The organism is Alkalibaculum bacchi (genome assembly GCF_003317055.1).
Lineage (GTDB): Bacteria > Bacillota > Clostridia > Eubacteriales > Alkalibacteraceae > Alkalibaculum > Alkalibaculum bacchi.
Window position 1 is genome coordinate 24,574 of sequence record NZ_QNRX01000004.1, and the last position, 14,445, is coordinate 39,018.

16 protein-coding genes are annotated in these 14,445 nt (G+C 34.6%); 10 read left to right on the forward strand and 6 right to left on the reverse strand.

All coding sequences use genetic code 11. The features are described 5' to 3' along the window. Window positions 1–3: 3 nt before the first annotated feature. From DES36_RS03725 to rlmH, 6 genes are all read left to right on the forward strand, one after another. The gene (locus DES36_RS03725) at window positions 4–450 is read left to right on the forward strand and encodes a PTS sugar transporter subunit IIA (protein WP_113919889.1); all 447 of its coding nucleotides are present in this window, start codon (window positions 4–6) and stop codon (window positions 448–450) included. Further along, window positions 450–1,382 carry a phosphoglycerate dehydrogenase gene (locus tag DES36_RS03730; RefSeq protein ID WP_113919890.1) on the forward strand — a complete coding sequence of 311 codons (933 nt, stop codon included), beginning with the start codon at window positions 450–452 and terminating at the stop codon, window positions 1,380–1,382. The genes DES36_RS03725 and DES36_RS03730 overlap by 1 nt, the downstream gene beginning before the upstream one ends. Beyond that, window positions 1,382–2,011: a bifunctional 2-keto-4-hydroxyglutarate aldolase/2-keto-3-deoxy-6-phosphogluconate aldolase gene (locus DES36_RS03735; RefSeq protein WP_113919891.1), complete on the forward strand. Its 630-nt coding sequence runs from the start codon at window positions 1,382–1,384 to the stop codon at window positions 2,009–2,011. Before DES36_RS03730 ends, DES36_RS03735 begins: the two co-directional genes overlap by 1 nt. Window positions 2,012–2,245: 234 nt before the next feature. Next, the gene (locus tag DES36_RS03740) at window positions 2,246–3,157 is read left to right on the forward strand and encodes a hypothetical protein (RefSeq protein WP_113919892.1); all 912 of its coding nucleotides are present in this window, start codon (window positions 2,246–2,248) and stop codon (window positions 3,155–3,157) included. Between the two features lie 85 nt (window positions 3,158–3,242). Continuing rightward, the gene (locus DES36_RS03745) at window positions 3,243–3,851 is read left to right on the forward strand and encodes an SIR2 family NAD-dependent protein deacylase (protein ID WP_113919893.1); all 609 of its coding nucleotides are present in this window, start codon (window positions 3,243–3,245) and stop codon (window positions 3,849–3,851) included. A 183-nt stretch (window positions 3,852–4,034) separates the two neighbouring features. Continuing rightward, on the forward strand, window positions 4,035–4,514 hold the full coding sequence (gene rlmH / locus DES36_RS03750; RefSeq protein ID WP_113919894.1) for a 23S rRNA (pseudouridine(1915)-N(3))-methyltransferase RlmH: 480 nt from the start codon (window positions 4,035–4,037) through the stop codon (window positions 4,512–4,514). 126 nt (window positions 4,515–4,640) lie between these two features. On the opposite strand, the gene DES36_RS03755 is transcribed toward rlmH, so the two are convergent. After that, entirely contained in the window at window positions 4,641–5,348 is a 708-nt protein-coding gene (locus DES36_RS03755) for a pseudouridine synthase (RefSeq protein ID WP_113919895.1), read from the reverse strand. Window positions 5,349–5,595: 247 nt separating this feature from the next. Between DES36_RS03755 and DES36_RS03760 the strand changes: the two genes are divergently transcribed. Next, the gene (locus DES36_RS03760; RefSeq protein WP_113919896.1) at window positions 5,596–7,005 is read left to right on the forward strand and encodes a polysaccharide deacetylase family protein; all 1,410 of its coding nucleotides are present in this window, start codon (window positions 5,596–5,598) and stop codon (window positions 7,003–7,005) included. A 90-nt stretch (window positions 7,006–7,095) separates the two neighbouring features. Here the strand turns inward: DES36_RS03760 and sfsA are convergent, their stop codons facing one another. After that, window positions 7,096–7,791, reverse strand: coding sequence for a DNA/RNA nuclease SfsA (sfsA, locus tag DES36_RS03765; RefSeq protein ID WP_113919897.1), 696 nt, complete (start codon window positions 7,789–7,791; stop codon window positions 7,096–7,098). A 347-nt stretch (window positions 7,792–8,138) separates the two neighbouring features. On the opposite strand from sfsA, the gene tlp reads away from it, so the two are divergent. The 3 genes from tlp to lpdD all read left to right on the forward strand — a co-directional run bounded on the left by tlp (window position 8,139) and on the right by lpdD (window position 9,505). Further along, window positions 8,139–8,372 (forward strand): small acid-soluble spore protein Tlp, encoded by a 234-nt coding sequence (gene tlp / locus DES36_RS03770; protein ID WP_113919898.1) that lies wholly within the window; start codon window positions 8,139–8,141, stop codon window positions 8,370–8,372. Between the two features lie 180 nt (window positions 8,373–8,552). Continuing rightward, a complete protein-coding gene (locus tag DES36_RS03775; RefSeq protein ID WP_113919899.1) occupies window positions 8,553–9,140 on the forward strand; it encodes a UbiX family flavin prenyltransferase in 588 nt (195 codons plus the stop codon). Beyond that, window positions 9,137–9,505 (forward strand): prenylated flavin chaperone LpdD, encoded by a 369-nt coding sequence (gene lpdD, locus DES36_RS03780; protein ID WP_113919900.1) that lies wholly within the window; start codon window positions 9,137–9,139, stop codon window positions 9,503–9,505. The genes DES36_RS03775 and lpdD overlap by 4 nt, the downstream gene beginning before the upstream one ends. A gap of 86 nt (window positions 9,506–9,591) precedes the next feature. Here lpdD and DES36_RS03785 read toward each other — a convergent pair whose 3' ends face one another. The 4 genes from DES36_RS03785 to DES36_RS03800 form a co-directional block, all read right to left on the reverse strand. Beyond that, a complete protein-coding gene (locus DES36_RS03785) occupies window positions 9,592–10,137 on the reverse strand; it encodes a DJ-1 family glyoxalase III (RefSeq protein ID WP_113919901.1) in 546 nt (181 codons plus the stop codon). Window positions 10,138–10,402: 265 nt separating this feature from the next. Beyond that, the gene (locus DES36_RS03790) at window positions 10,403–11,989 is read right to left on the reverse strand and encodes an ABC-F family ATP-binding cassette domain-containing protein (protein ID WP_113919902.1); all 1,587 of its coding nucleotides are present in this window, start codon (window positions 11,987–11,989) and stop codon (window positions 10,403–10,405) included. A 332-nt stretch (window positions 11,990–12,321) separates the two neighbouring features. Then, complete coding sequence (gene nadC / locus DES36_RS03795) at window positions 12,322–13,164, reverse strand: carboxylating nicotinate-nucleotide diphosphorylase (protein WP_113919903.1); 843 nt, start codon at window positions 13,162–13,164, stop codon at window positions 12,322–12,324. Beyond that, window positions 13,139–14,443, reverse strand: coding sequence for an L-aspartate oxidase (locus DES36_RS03800; RefSeq protein ID WP_113919904.1), 1,305 nt, complete (start codon window positions 14,441–14,443; stop codon window positions 13,139–13,141). Before DES36_RS03800 ends, nadC begins: the two co-directional genes overlap by 26 nt. Window positions 14,444–14,445 lie beyond the last annotated feature (2 nt).

Below are 14,445 nucleotides of genomic sequence, written 5' to 3' on the forward strand. Positions count from 1 at the left end.
AATATGGTAGGTCTATTATTAATAAGCCATGGTGAAATGGCTGCAGGCATGATGGATAGCTTGAATTTAATAGCTGGGTCAGCAGAAAGTATTGACACAGTTTCTCTTATAGCAGGACAAGATTTTGAACTGTTTAAAAATGAAATTTCAGAAAAAATCAAAGCCTTAGATAGTGGAGATGGAGTATTAATTCTTGTAGATTTATTTGGAGCTTCCCCTTATAATGCGTCAATGTTCTTATACAAAGAGCTGAAAGAGTCTGGCATTCATATTCGAATTGTAACAGGAATGAGCTTATCTATGCTTCTAGAGATAAACGCTATGAGAGGGTCTATGTCATTAGAACAATTAGCTCAGCACGCTGTAAATAGTGGTAGAGATGGAATACAAGAGCCTATTTCTCAGATGTCAAATAGTACAGAGACAGATGATGAAGAAGGTGACTACTAATGAAAAAGGTGCTCGTCACCCCAAGATCTTTTGCTAAATACAATCACCAAGAAATTTTAGCTCTATTCCAAAGCAATAATATAGAACCTATTTTTAATCCTTATAATGCCATTATGAATGAAGAACAACTTATAGAAGCACTAAAGGATGTAGATGGGCTAATAGTTGGAGTAGATCCTATTACGGAAAAGGTTATAAACAGTGCGCCTAATTTAAAAGCTATTGCAAAATATGGTGTCGGTATTGATAATATTGATATGAATATAGCAGAAGCTAAAAAAATCGCTGTTTCAAGAACAGTAGGTGCAAACTCTTCAGCAGTGGCAGATTATAGCTTTGCCTTATTAATGGCTGTTGCTAGAAGAGTAGTAGAGATCCATAATGGCTGTAAAAACGGCGATTGGGGTAAAAAAATTGCCTTAGATGTTTTTGGGAAGAAGATTGGTATTCTTGGTTTAGGCGCTATAGGACGAGGTATGGTACAGCGGGCAAAAGGTTTTAATATGGACATCTATGCATATGATATTTTTAAAGATGAAGCATATATTCAAGAAAATAATATTAAATTTGTAGATGTAGAAACTATCGTGCAAGAATGTGATTTTATTAGTATACACATGCCATTAACAGAAGAGACTCATCACATGATCAATAGAGATTTATTAAGTAATGCTAAATCAAATTTGGTCTTAATCAATACAGCTAGAGGTGGCATAGTTGATGAAGAGGCACTGTATGAAGCAATTGCAGATAACAAGATCTATGGTGCAGGAATTGATGCTTTTGAAGAAGAGCCACCACAAAACTCTAAATTATTATCTTTAGAAAATGTAGTAGTAGGTTCTCATACTGCAGCATCTTCCTTTGAGGCTACAAATTTGATGAGTTTAATGGCTACAGAAAATATTATTAGGGACTTGGAGAGAATGTAATGAATAAAGCTGAGTTGATGGTGAAATTAAAAGAAGAAAAACTTGTTGCAGTGATTCGTGGTAGCAATGAGGAAGAAGTTATAAAGACAGTTGAAGCAGTATATAAAGGCGGCATTAAGTTTATTGAGCTGACATTTACTGTTCCAAATGCACCTAAAGTAATAGAGAGTTTAGTAAGTAAATTTAAAGGTGAAGATATCGTAATAGGTGCTGGAACTTGTATGGATCTTGTTAGCGCACGCCTTGCAATATTAGCAGGAGCACAATTTGTTGTAAGCCCACATTTAGATGAAGAAATCATTAAGCTTTGTAATTCCTATTGCATTCCAGTTTTTCCAGGTGCGACTACAGTTAAAGATATGGTTGCTTGCTTAAGTTTAGGTGCAAGCGTGATTAAATTATTCCCAGGAGATATTTTTGGACCTAAAGCCATTAAAGCATTTAAAGGTCCTTTACCACAAGCAGAGTTTATGCCTACCGGCGGAGTTAGCTTAGATAATGTAAGGGAATGGCTTGATCATGGTGCGTATGCAGTTGGTGTTGGGAGTGTCTTAACGAAAGGAGCAAAGACTGGAGACTTTAAACAGGTTGAAGAAGATGCTCGGAAATTTGTGGAAGCAGTAAAATAAATTAAATACGATCTTATAGAAAGCTACTTAATAGCTATTTTATAGAATCCTTATGACCACGAGAAATGTTTTATGTTCTTTCTCGTGGTATTTTATATAAAAAAATTCTATCTTTAAAAAGGTTTTGATGTAAAAGTAAGTATTTTAGCCTAGTGATTTCTATTATAACCTACTAGGTTTTACTTAGAACTTACAACATAGAACTTAGAACAATAAAAGGGTGTGTTAAGTGCGATGTGGACATTTAAAGATATTTTTACAAATTACAGTATTTTCTTAGGTAGAAGATTTTATCTTAAAGAAAAACTTAAATTTCTTCTTCATTTAAAAAAAGATTTCGAGGAGATGAAATTTCAAGTAAAGACTACCCAATCGAAACAAGAATTTTTGGGAGAAAAGGTTTTATATCATAATCTTTATGCAGGTAATTTTCAAAAGGCAAAAGTGGTACTTGCTACTTATTATGATACGCCTGCTTATGAATTAGGCAATAAAGACTACCAGCCATTTAATGGTGGAGAGTCAAAGTTTAGCGCATTTTATAAACTGATTTTTCCCATAAGCATTCTACTACTTGCTATTGTAGTATTTTATTACCTTTTCTACCCTCAAATAATACAAACTGGAGTATGGAGTTTTAAAGGGATAATAGGATTGATTTTCTTATTTTTTGCTTTTTTGCTCATTAAACATTATCGTAATGGCATGCCAATGAGAAAGAATTATATTCGAAATACATCGAGTATTTTATCTATGATTTTGTACGCAAAAAAAGTAGGAAAGAATTCGGATATTGCCTTTGCTTTTCTTGATGGAGGAACTACAACTCACCATGGAAGGACTATGCTTAGAGAGATCTTATCTAATAAAAAAGTAAAAGTAATTTATTTAGACAGTATTGGAAGCAAAGGAGATGTACACATCTTTACGGATAATACTTCGAATCTCAATCTGGCTGAAGTTTATGAACATCAAAAGGATAAGTCCCTTTCTGAATTCGGAGATATCCTTTTCACTTCAGGGGAGTATAAGGAGAATAGGGTGGTTGTTCATACAAAAGAATTTGAAGAAGATATTGAGCATGTAGAAGGGAAACTAAATCATCTTGTAGATGTACTCGAACAAATTATCAGCAAATTAAAATAATTTATCAATAAAAGGTCGTTCTTAGCAATTGTAGAGGTATAATAAAGATATTGGTATAATTGTAGATGATACAGGGGTGATAGAGATGAAAATAGCAGCATTGACTGGAGCGGGTGTTTCTAAGGCTAGTGGAGTGCCGACATTTGTAGAGATGGGCGACTTAAGAGAAAAGCTTAGCAGAAGTTATTATAATAGCCATCCAATAGAATTTTACCAAATACTCAATGGCATGAGAACTGTAACAGAAGCCGCTAACCCAAATCCAGCCCATATTGCACTGGCTATAAAGCATATTCCTATTGTAACGATGAATATTGACGGTCTTCATCATAAAGCAGGAAGTACAGAAGAGGAAGTGATAGAGATACACGGTAGTCTTCGAAAGGTGTACTGTCCTAAATGTAGTAAATGGTATCCCTTTTCTGTAACAGAAGAGTCTATTAAATGCAGTAAATGCATAGATGTAATACTACAACCAGACATTGTACTTTATGGTGATAGTATACCCAGGCTTCAAGATTCCATAAATTTGGTCTCAAACGTTGATTTGCTACTAGTTATAGGAACGTCCTTTTACACCTCTACAGCTACTTATGTAAGTGAAGCAGCAAAGAACGCTGGGGTAAGGGTAGAGATCATTAATGAGAATGCAGAAGAACTGGTGCCGAAACTTCTAGCAAATAACGATAGTTGAGCGATGGTTGAACTTTGTTGAACAATTGTTAAACAATTGGAAAATTTCATTACCTCGCCTAATAGCGAGGTTGATTTTTTCCGCTTTCTACTTTCCACTCACAAAGTTTTCCCATCCAATCTATAACTATTCGTTTGATGATATCCGTTAATAAAATAGCTTTTAGCAGACAGAGGTGACCCATTGAACATAACAATCATTACAGTAGGAAAGATCAAAGAGAAGTTTTATACACAGGCAATAGAAGAGTATAGTAAGAGACTTAGCCGATATTGTACCTTGAAGATAATAGAGGTGCCAGATGAAAAGGCTCCTGAGAATTTAAGTCCAGCAGAGCAACAAGGGATCATAGACAAAGAAGGCAAGAAGATTATCGAAAAAATTCCAGCGTCCTCTACAGTAATTACTATGGAGATTGAAGGGAAACAAATGACCTCTCTAGATTTTTCTAAAAAAATAGAGCAATTTGCTATTAATGGTCAAAGCCATCTTTGCTTTATCATAGGTGGATCTCTAGGTTTATCACAAGAGGTAACGACAATAAGTCAATTAAAGCTCTCTTTTTCTAAAATGACCTTTCCTCACCAGCTCTTTAGAGTAATGCTATTAGAGCAAATATACAGAGCTTTTCGCATTATAAGAAATGAACCTTATCATAAGTAAAAGACAGTCATCAGCACTATAGCCACCGATGGTGGCATAGAGTGAGACTTTTGTAATTATATATTAAAATTTAGAAAATGGTCATAAAACGAAAGACTATTAAAATGCCAAGGATTGGAATGATTTCTACCATTCTTTTGGTCTATAATTTAATTCTTTAAATAATTGAGTTTGCTCTTTCTTCGATAAATCTCTCCATTTTCCTGAAGGAAGATCGCCTAAATGAATATTCATAATTCGAATTCTTTGAAGTCGTTTGACTTCATATCCTAATTCAGCGCACATACGACGAATTTGACGATTTAATCCCTGTGTAAGAATGATGTTAAAATCGTACTTAGATAATTGGGAGGTTCTACAAGGAAGGGTTTTTGTATCTAATATTTTGACACCCTCCGACATCTTCTTTAAAAATTGGGTGGTAATGGGTTTATTTACTGAAACAATATATTCCTTTTCGTGCCTATATTCAGAACGCAGAATTTCATTAACAATATCGCCATCGTTGGTAAGAAGGATTAAGCCCTCTGAATCTTTATCCAAGCGTCCAATATGAAATATTCTTAAAGGATGGTTGACAAAATCAACGATATTCCCCTTTACATTCTTTTCTGTTGTACTAGTAATCCCTACAGGCTTATTCAACGCAATATAGACTTTATTGCTTACTAGCCGGATTGGATTTCCACCTATACGAACATCATCGCCAGGTTCCACATTGCAACCCAATGTAGCGCGTTTACCATTAATTGTAATCTTTCCATCAGCAATTAATTTATCAGCACCTCGTCTAGATGTTTTTCCAGATTCACTTATATATTTATTAATGCGCATGATCACACATCCTTAATCAGATGATTCTTTTATTTAAATATTAATTATACCTGATACTTAGCATGAAACATAGACCTTATTTATGAAATGGCTGATAACATCTTGAATTCAATCATGAGAGGTTCGACTAAAATGTATCCTTTGTAAAAGAATAGTTTAATCCTTGTAAAAAGATAATTATACCTTTGTATATGTGTGAATTTAGGTATATTCTAGTATTAGGAAAATAAATATTAGGAGTATTGTGATGAGGCACAAAAAATCAAAACTTCATAGTCTAGTTGCCTTTAGCATACTAGGGATTATTATCTTATCCGTCATTATTTTTAATCGTGATCCTGTTATCTCTACAAACAAAACAATAACAAATAACAGTGTAAAGGCCCAGACTGCATATCCAGGCGTAGATATTATTACTGAAATCCACGATGAAAGAATGTATCATATAGCAATTCACTATCCAAAATTTAAAGATGAATCCTTAAACGAACAGATACAGAAGTATGTATCTTCATCAAAAAAGAAATTTTTTGATGAAGTAGCCCAGAAGAAAAAGTACTTAAATGAATTTCCGGCTTCGTTGTATATTTTGTTTGATATCCATCCAGTGGCTCAAGATGTGTATTCTATAGTCTTTCATGTAGAAAGTTACGCTATGGGGGCAAATGGTTTCCAAGGCTCAAAAGTCTTTATTGTAGATGTTAATGAAAATTCTATTATACAGCAAACAGAGATTCTAGTAGATAATGAGCAAAACCGAAATAAGCTTTACACTTTATTACTAGATGAGTTTGAGAAATCTGAAGAATACAAGCCATATTTCTTTGAGGAAGAATTAAAGAAGTGGATCGAAGATGAGAACAACAGATTTTCACATATGTTTATTAGAGATCATTCTATTGTTTTTAAATTTGATAAATATGTAGTTACTGCAGGAGCAGCAGGCTCTCCTGAGATTTCTATACCTTTACAAAAAGTAAGAAATTTATTGACAGATGAATGGCAAAAAAAATTAAATCTCATCGAAGTAGACAGCAAAATTGACAAACCAAATGGATGCGCTACTGCAGAAAAGGATTTAAAAGAAAGTGAATCGCCAGGTAAACGTCAGGTCGCGCTTACTTTTGATGATGGACCACACGAAATCAATACATTGAAAATCCTCGAATTATTGGATAAACACAATGCAAAGGCTACTTTTTTTATGTTAGGAAATAGAGTTGACTTCTATCCAGGTATAGCGAAAGAGATTTCTAAAAGAGGTCATGAATTAGGGAATCATACTTGGAATCATAAAAATTTAAAGGTACTTAATGAGGAAGAAATCCATAAAGAAATTCGAATGACTCGTGATGCAATACTAAAGGCAACAGAAAAAGAACCTACAGTCTTTCGTCCTCCTTATGGTGGAATAAATGATCGAGTATATAATACTACTAGTTTACCGCTTGTATTGTGGACCGTTGACACAAAGGATTGGAAGACCCGCAATGCAAGAAAAGTACTAAGTGAAGTTAAGAAGAATGTAGAAGATGGCTCTATCGTTCTCATGCATGACATTCACAGCTCTACAGTGGAAGCAGTTGATTTAGTGTTACAATATTTAGAAGCGGAAGATTACGAATGCGTCACTGTATCTGAATTGGATATAGAATAAGATATCATACATAATTACGAAAAATACATATATTAAAAGCGCCAAAGTCTGTATATTCACTTTGGCGTTTTATTATTAGAAAAGTCTTCACTATCTTACCACTTTAACAGCTACTCCATTTAGCTTCAAAGAGTCTGGCTCTACATCAGATTCGTAAGCTAAAATCTGGACTCCTTTATTTTGCGCGTATTGTAAAGCCTCGCCAAATTCTTTTTGAGTGCTATCATTAGGGGTAAAGTATTTTACATCGTTCATTTGGATGACAAATACAATGTATGCCATATAGCCATCTTCTAAAGCCTGTACTAATTCATATACATGTTTTAATCCTCGCTCTGTAGGAGCATCTGGAAATTTTACTATTCCATCTTCTTCTAAGGTAACCCCCTTTACTTCGATGAAGGCTTTTTTGTTATTATTTTCAATATAAAAATCGAAGCGAGATTTTTGATATACTCTCTCAGGTCTAATTTCTATGATTTCTTCAAAATTTGGCAGTACAATAGTTTTATTTAAAAGTCCTTCATGTAAGACCTTATTTGGTGCTTGTGAGTCTATATTGATTAGGCGATGACCCTTTTGTACGGCAATAAGGGAATAAGCAGTCTTTCGATTAGGATTGTCGCTGTGCTCTAAATAAACCGTTGCTCCTTTTATAAGAAGTTCCTTACAACGACCTGTATTTTTTACGTGACAAATCTCAATTTTATCATTAATTTTTACGTGAGCAATAAAGCGATTAGGTCGAGAAATAAATTCTCCCTCTACGATGTTTTTATATTTCAAAGAGTTCACTCCTATATTTTTTTGCGTAATAAGTATATCATAATTAGTTTGTTTAGTCTTTTAATGAATATTTCTATGTATAGATAATAAATTGAACGCAAATAAAAAGCGGAAAGCTGAATGCTGAGGAAAACGGGTTATTAAGGATGTTATATAGTAGTTTCTGAAATATATTAGTCTCTATTTTTTTGAATATTTTATGTTTTTTAAAAAACTTACTTTGCAGATATGTTCCGCTTTCCGCTTTCGGCTTTCAGCACTCAGCTAAACCATTTCAAATCTTTACAAGTCATAATCTAAAAAAATTGAAACATACTAAGAGTAATAAACTAGGAGGAGATGAAATTATGAAAAATAAGCCAAAGCCAGATGATAGAAGAGATAATGTAGATAAAATTGAGTATAATATTGGAAAAACTCTTCAGAATATCGAACGTGCTAATGAGATGATTGATGTTACAGATGATCAAAATATGAAACAAACTCTTAAAGAAAAAAATGAGAGAAGAAAAGAAGCTCTTAAGGGAATGAGAGAAGAAATCAGAGATGAAGCAACAGACAAGAAAAACGGATACAAATGACCGCAAAGTTTAAGATGTAAGTTATAAACCTCGCTTTTGCGAGGTTGTTTTTGCTTACCACTTTACCACCTTAAAACATCCTACTTTCCGCTAATACTCACATTTAAAAATTCTCTTATTTCATGTATAATAAGTTTGTTCTATATAATACAACTTCACAACGAATATAAAGGCGTGATAATGATGGAAAATACAATAAAAAAGAAGAAAATTGTTGTAGGTATGAGTGGGGCTAGTGGTGCTATACTTGGGATTAATCTCTTAAGAATTTTAAAAGAAAGACCTGATTACGAAAGTCATCTTGTCATTTCTAAGGGGGCAGAGGAGACAATTTACCAAGAGACAAAGTACAAAGTGTCCGATGTAATGGATTTGGCAGATTGTATTTACGATATAAAGAATATTGGTGGTAAAATTGCCTCAGGCACCTTTCGCACAGAAGGGATGATTATTATCCCTTGTAGCATGAAAACCGTAGCAGGAATTGCAACGGGCTATTCGGATAATTTACTATTGAGGGCAGCAGATGTTACCTTAAAAGAGGGGCGAACCCTTGTGGTAGTTCCTAGAGAAACACCTTTAAGTTCTATACATCTAAGAAATATGCTGTCTTTGTCACAAGCTGGAGCGATTCTAATTCCGCCAATGATTACATATTACAATGATCCTTATAGTATAGATGATATGAATACACATATCATCGGCAAGGTTTTAGAAAAGTTTCATATTGAACTAGATGGATTTAAGCGATGGGGAGAAGATGTATGATTGAATGTTCTGTTAAAGATGGGCGAATACATATAGAGGCAAAGGCTATTCCTATTGGTGAGGATTTGTGTGTAATAATTTCAGGCGGGGATAAGCCTCATATAGGGTGCGTAACAGCAAGTGTTCCTAGGTTAAGTCTTTCAGACCCTAATGTAACAAGCGCCACTACATCTGTTATAAACTATACAGGGCATAAAGATGATGAAGTGGCAAGATATGTATCCCACAAGCTTTCATCCATACTAGGTAAAAATGTAGTAGTAACCTGTGGCATTCATATTGATTCTATTACAATTGAAGAAATTAAGAAGATAGAGACTCTTACAGAGGAACTTACACAAATTCTACTAAATGAACTTTCATAAGGGAACGGCGAGGGCATCGTTCCCTAGATTAATTCGCCTAAAATGAGATATATAACCTTACAATTTACACGTTCAATTTTATGTTTTTATAGATTAAATAACATATCTTCTTTTATGGTTTCTGCTTCATTTTTGTAGCCTAAGTAATTTAGTATTTCAAAGGCTACAGGAAGTGCAGTGGCAGGTCCTCGTGAAGTGATGAGATTGTCACAAACTACAACAGGTGCTTCTACATACTCCTGGTATTCTAATTGATCTTCAAATCCTGGGTAAGAAGTACCTTTTTTGTCTTTTAATATTCCAGTACTATTTAATGCAATAGGAGCAGCACAAATTGCAGATACTAATTTACCTTTGCTAAAATATTCTTTAATCATTTCCTGTACTTTATTATTTTCTTGAAGATTCTTAGCCCCAGGCATTCCACCGGGCAGGTATAATCCATCGTACTCATCTAAATCTTCATTCAACGAGACGTCGGCTTGAACGTAAATGTCGTGGGTTCCTCGAACCAATTTCTCTTCTAACGAACAAGTATCTACTTGCACATTTGCACGGCGTAACACATCAACTAAAGTAAGGGCCTCAATTTCTTCAAATCCATCTGCTAAAAAAACCAATATCTTTTTCATAAGTACCTCCTGACCAATCATATTGCTTTAAGTATATCACGAAATCATCTGTTTTAAACAACTAACCAAGGATTGAACAAAATAGTTTAAACAATAAAATGTATGATATATGTATATCTACTAGAGGTAGGGTGTGGGATGTTAGAGGTTACCATTCTGCTTCCCCGTCCAACTAACTTGTTTAAAAGTTCCGCATTCCACTTTCCGCTTTCTGCAAAAAAAACAAACCTAGCATAAAACAACTAGGTTTTTTAAATAGAAAATTCTACGAATTTAACTCCAAATACTCATCATAAGACATGCGCTTATCTACTATGCCATCTGGTCCGATGTCGATGATTCGGTTTGCTATAGTTTGTACAAATTGGTGGTCATGGGATGTAAATATAATATTGCTCTTATAATCCACTAGTCCATTATTTAATGCTGTGATAGATTCCAAATCTAAATGGTTTGTAGGTTGATCTAGCAGCAAGAAATTAGCTTCATTAAGCATCATTCTCGATAACATACATCGAACTTTTTCTCCTCCAGATAGAACATTGACTTTCTTTTGGGTTTCATCACCTGAGAAGAGCATCCTTCCTAGAAAACCTCGAACATAGCTTTCTGTTTGATCTTTAGAAAATTGACGCATCCAATCTACAAGATTTAAATCTACATCGTTAAAGTACTCAGAATTATCCTTTGGAAAGTAAGATCTTGATATGGTTACGCCCCATTTATAAGAGCCGCTATCAGGTTCCATTTCGCCTGTAAGTATTTTTATTAATGTAGTATTGACGACCTCGTTCGGGGAAACTAAGGCAATTTTATCGCCTTTAATGACGCCAAAACTTACATTGTCAAGGACTTTTACTCCATCAATTGTCTTGCTGATATTATCAACTGTCAAGATATCGTTGCCTACTTCTCTTTCAGGTTTAAATGCTACATAAGGGTATTTTCTTGAAGATGGTTGAATATCATCTAAAGTGATTTTTTCTAAGATCTTCTTACGAGATGTAGCTTGCTTTGATTTTGAGGCATTAGCGCTAAATCGAGCAATAAAATCTTGAAGTTGTTTGATTTTATCTTCTTTTTTCTTGTTTTGGTCTCGAGCCATTTGAAGGGCAAGTTGGCTGGATTCATACCAGAAGTCGTAATTACCCATGAACATCTTAATTTTTCCAAAGTCTACATCGCAAATATGTGTACATACTTTATTTAAGAAATATCGGTCGTGGGATACGACGATGACGGTTCCTTCAAAATTGATTAAGAACTCCTCTAACCATTTGACAGATTGTAAGTCTAAATTGTTAGTAGGCTCATCTAGGATCAAAACCCCAGGATGTCCAAATAAAGCTTGAGCTAAAAGTACTTTTACCTTTTCAGATCCTTGTAATTGAGCCATGGTTTTATCATGTAAATCACCTGGAATACCTAAGCCTTGAAGCAAAGTTGCAGCTTCTGATTCAGCTTCCCAACCATTAAGGTCTGCAAACTCTCCTTCTAATTCTGCCGCTCGAATTCCATCTTCGTCACTAAAATCAGGTTTTGCGTAGATTTCGTCCTTTTCCTTCATGATTTCATAAAGTCGGGGATTACCTAGTATTACTGTTTCTAAAACGACTTTATCATCATATTGATAATGATCTTGTTTTAATACTGAAAGTCGTACATCTTTAGCAATGCTAATGTCCCCAGTATTAGGATCAATCTGTCCGGATAAAATCTTTAGGAAAGTACTCTTCCCAGCGCCATTAGCGCCAATTACACCGTAACAATTTCCTTCTGTAAACTTTAAGTTTACATCCTCAAAAAGCTTTTGGTCTCCATATCGTAAACTAATATTTGTAGCTGTTATCATTTATATCATCCTTATTATACATAATCCGGACTATTATATCATAACTGATTTATTTATGTAAATAGATGAAAAATAAAAGTGCCTTTGGCACTTTGGCTATCAGCAATCAGTAGCCAGCCATCAGTGCTAGGGTCAAGTCTCACAGGTCAAAGATTCAATTCCATATAGAGAAGTAGTTCAATCTAAAAGTCAAACCTTTTAATGCATAAAAAGACTCTGGAATTAGAGTCTTTTTAAAAAATTAAAGCGTAAATTATAAAGTAATATACCTCGCTACTTTTGCCTACAAATATTAAAGTGACCCGCAGAGCACAGCCCTAGAGTACTGGTAGCTAATTATTGAGTTTCATGTTTTTCATACTAATATCCAATGCGCTTACGGAGTGGGTCAATTTTCCAACGGATATATAATCTACTCCGGTTTTGCCTATTTCTTCAATGGTATCTAAGCTGACATTGCCAGAAGCTTCTGTAATAGCTCTGCCGTCAATTCTCTTAACTGCTTCTTTCATCATGTCAGGGTTCATATTGTCCAGCATGATGATATCCGCACCAACAGCTAGCGCTTCGTCTAACATATTAAAATCTTCTACTTCAACTTCTATTTTATTGACAAAAGACGTATTTTGTCTTGCTAAATTTACTGCATTTGTAATACCTCCAGCTGCACCGATGTGATTGTCCTTAATTAAAATCCCATCGGATAAATTAAAACGATGGTTAGCTCCGCCGCCTACTCTTACGGCGTATTTTTCTAAGACCCTAAGTCCGGGGGTAGTTTTTCTTGTGTCCACAACTTTAGCTTTTGTTCCCTGAAGCTTTTCTGCATATAGACTAGTTAAAGTAGCTATACCACTTAATCTTTGAAGTAAATTTAAAGCTGTTCTTTCTCCTGTTAGTATACTTCTTGCATTTCCTCGAATAAGTGCGATTTTATCTCCTGGAATTACTTGTTCTCCATCTGTTTTAAAAAAGTCCACCTCTACATTACCTAGTATCTCAAATACTCTATTAAAGGTGAATAGCCCTGCCATAACACCCTTTTCCTTGGCGATTAAGTCTACAGTAGCTACTGCATCTTCTGGAACAATGCTATTAGTAGTGATATCCTCACTTGTGACATCTTCTTTGAGAGTGTTTTTGATGATTTTATCGATTATCAAATAGTTCGTCATGTAAATCAGGAGACCTCCTCTGTATTTCTTTTTTAAGCAATTGTTTGTTTTCATGTTGGAAGTAACGAATATCAATTTTGTCCACAGTGATAGGGATCGTTACGAGTTCTATATCTTTGTAGTTTTGATTAATGCTTTGAGCACATCTCTTTGAAAAGACCAAACCTTCAAGCAGAGAATTACTGGCTAATCTGTTTTTACCGTGGATCCCTGTACAGCTCGTTTCTCCTACTGCATAAAGCTGTTTCATGGAGGTTTTAGAGTCTATATCTACTTTGATTCCACCCATATGATAATGCTGTGAGGGGATAACAAGCATAGGATCCTTTGTGATATCAATTCCAATTTGGGCACATTTTTCATAGATCATTGGGAAGCGACCTATAATAAATTCTCTTGGTAAAAAGGAAATGTCGAGAAAAACATAAGGAATATTTGATTTTGAAATTTCTTCTCGAATAGCTTTGGTTACGACATCCCTAGGAAGGAGCTCATCTACAAAGCGCTCTCCTTTTTGATTTAAGAGCTTTCCACCTTCGCCCCTTACGGCTTCAGAAATAAGAAAACGCTTACCGTAGTAATTGTTATCGTAAAGCCCTGTGGGATGAAATTGTATATATTCTAAATTCATTACTTCAATGTGGTATTTAAAAGCGAATGCTAGCGAATCACCTGTTAAAATCCGCTGATTCGTAGAGTCTCTAAAAATCCCACCAATGCCGCCTGTAGCCAATACGACAGATTTTGCATAAAGATTAATTTGCTCGTCACCTTTTCTGAGAATACCTCCATAACAAGTATTGCCCTTAACAATGAGATCAACCAAACAGGTATATTCCATTAGTTTTACATTATCTAGTTTCTTTACATGATTCATCAGAGATTCCCATAGATATTGCCCTGTTTTGTCTTTTACGTGCACAATGCGATTATTACAATGGGCTCCTTCTTTTGTATAGGATAATTCATCTCCATTAGAATCAAAAGGTACTTGTAATTCTACCAATTTATTAATATTATCAATGGATTCTTCTGCAAGGCACTCTACTGCCTTTCGGTCGTTTTCATATTGACCTGCTTTTAGCGTATCTTCAATATAGAAGGGAATATCTTCTACATTTCTAGCAGTGGCGATACCACCTTGAGCTAAATAGGTGTTATTTTCACTTAGTTCACCTTTAGAAATCAGTAAGACATTTAATTTTTTATCTAAGTTTAATGCGCAATATAAGCCAGCCACTCCAGAGCCTACAATGAGTATGTCAACATTTAATTCCATTT

What these genes read in the sequence shown, in the direction of transcription:
- DES36_RS03725 (WP_113919889.1), top strand. Translation starts at nt 4, where the DNA reads ATGGTAGGTCTATTATTAATAAGCCATGGTGAAATGGCTGCAGGCATG.
- DES36_RS03730 (WP_113919890.1), top strand. Translation starts at nt 450, where the DNA reads ATGAAAAAGGTGCTCGTCACCCCAAGATCTTTTGCTAAATACAATCAC.
- DES36_RS03735 (WP_113919891.1), top strand. Translation starts at nt 1,382, where the DNA reads ATGAATAAAGCTGAGTTGATGGTGAAATTAAAAGAAGAAAAACTTGTT.
- DES36_RS03740 (WP_113919892.1), top strand. Translation starts at nt 2,246, where the DNA reads ATGTGGACATTTAAAGATATTTTTACAAATTACAGTATTTTCTTAGGT.
- DES36_RS03745 (WP_113919893.1), top strand. Translation starts at nt 3,243, where the DNA reads ATGAAAATAGCAGCATTGACTGGAGCGGGTGTTTCTAAGGCTAGTGGA.
- DES36_RS03755 (WP_113919895.1), bottom strand. Translation starts at nt 5,348, where the DNA reads ATGCGCATTAATAAATATATAAGTGAATCTGGAAAAACATCTAGACGA.
- DES36_RS03760 (WP_113919896.1), top strand. Translation starts at nt 5,596, where the DNA reads ATGAGGCACAAAAAATCAAAACTTCATAGTCTAGTTGCCTTTAGCATA.
- tlp (WP_113919898.1), top strand. Translation starts at nt 8,139, where the DNA reads ATGAAAAATAAGCCAAAGCCAGATGATAGAAGAGATAATGTAGATAAA.
- DES36_RS03775 (WP_113919899.1), top strand. Translation starts at nt 8,553, where the DNA reads ATGATGGAAAATACAATAAAAAAGAAGAAAATTGTTGTAGGTATGAGT.
- lpdD (WP_113919900.1), top strand. Translation starts at nt 9,137, where the DNA reads ATGATTGAATGTTCTGTTAAAGATGGGCGAATACATATAGAGGCAAAG.
- DES36_RS03785 (WP_113919901.1), bottom strand. Translation starts at nt 10,137, where the DNA reads ATGAAAAAGATATTGGTTTTTTTAGCAGATGGATTTGAAGAAATTGAG.
- DES36_RS03790 (WP_113919902.1), bottom strand. Translation starts at nt 11,989, where the DNA reads ATGATAACAGCTACAAATATTAGTTTACGATATGGAGACCAAAAGCTT.
- nadC (WP_113919903.1), bottom strand. Translation starts at nt 13,164, where the DNA reads ATGACGAACTATTTGATAATCGATAAAATCATCAAAAACACTCTCAAA.
- DES36_RS03800 (WP_113919904.1), bottom strand. Translation starts at nt 14,443, where the DNA reads ATGGAATTAAATGTTGACATACTCATTGTAGGCTCTGGAGTGGCTGGC.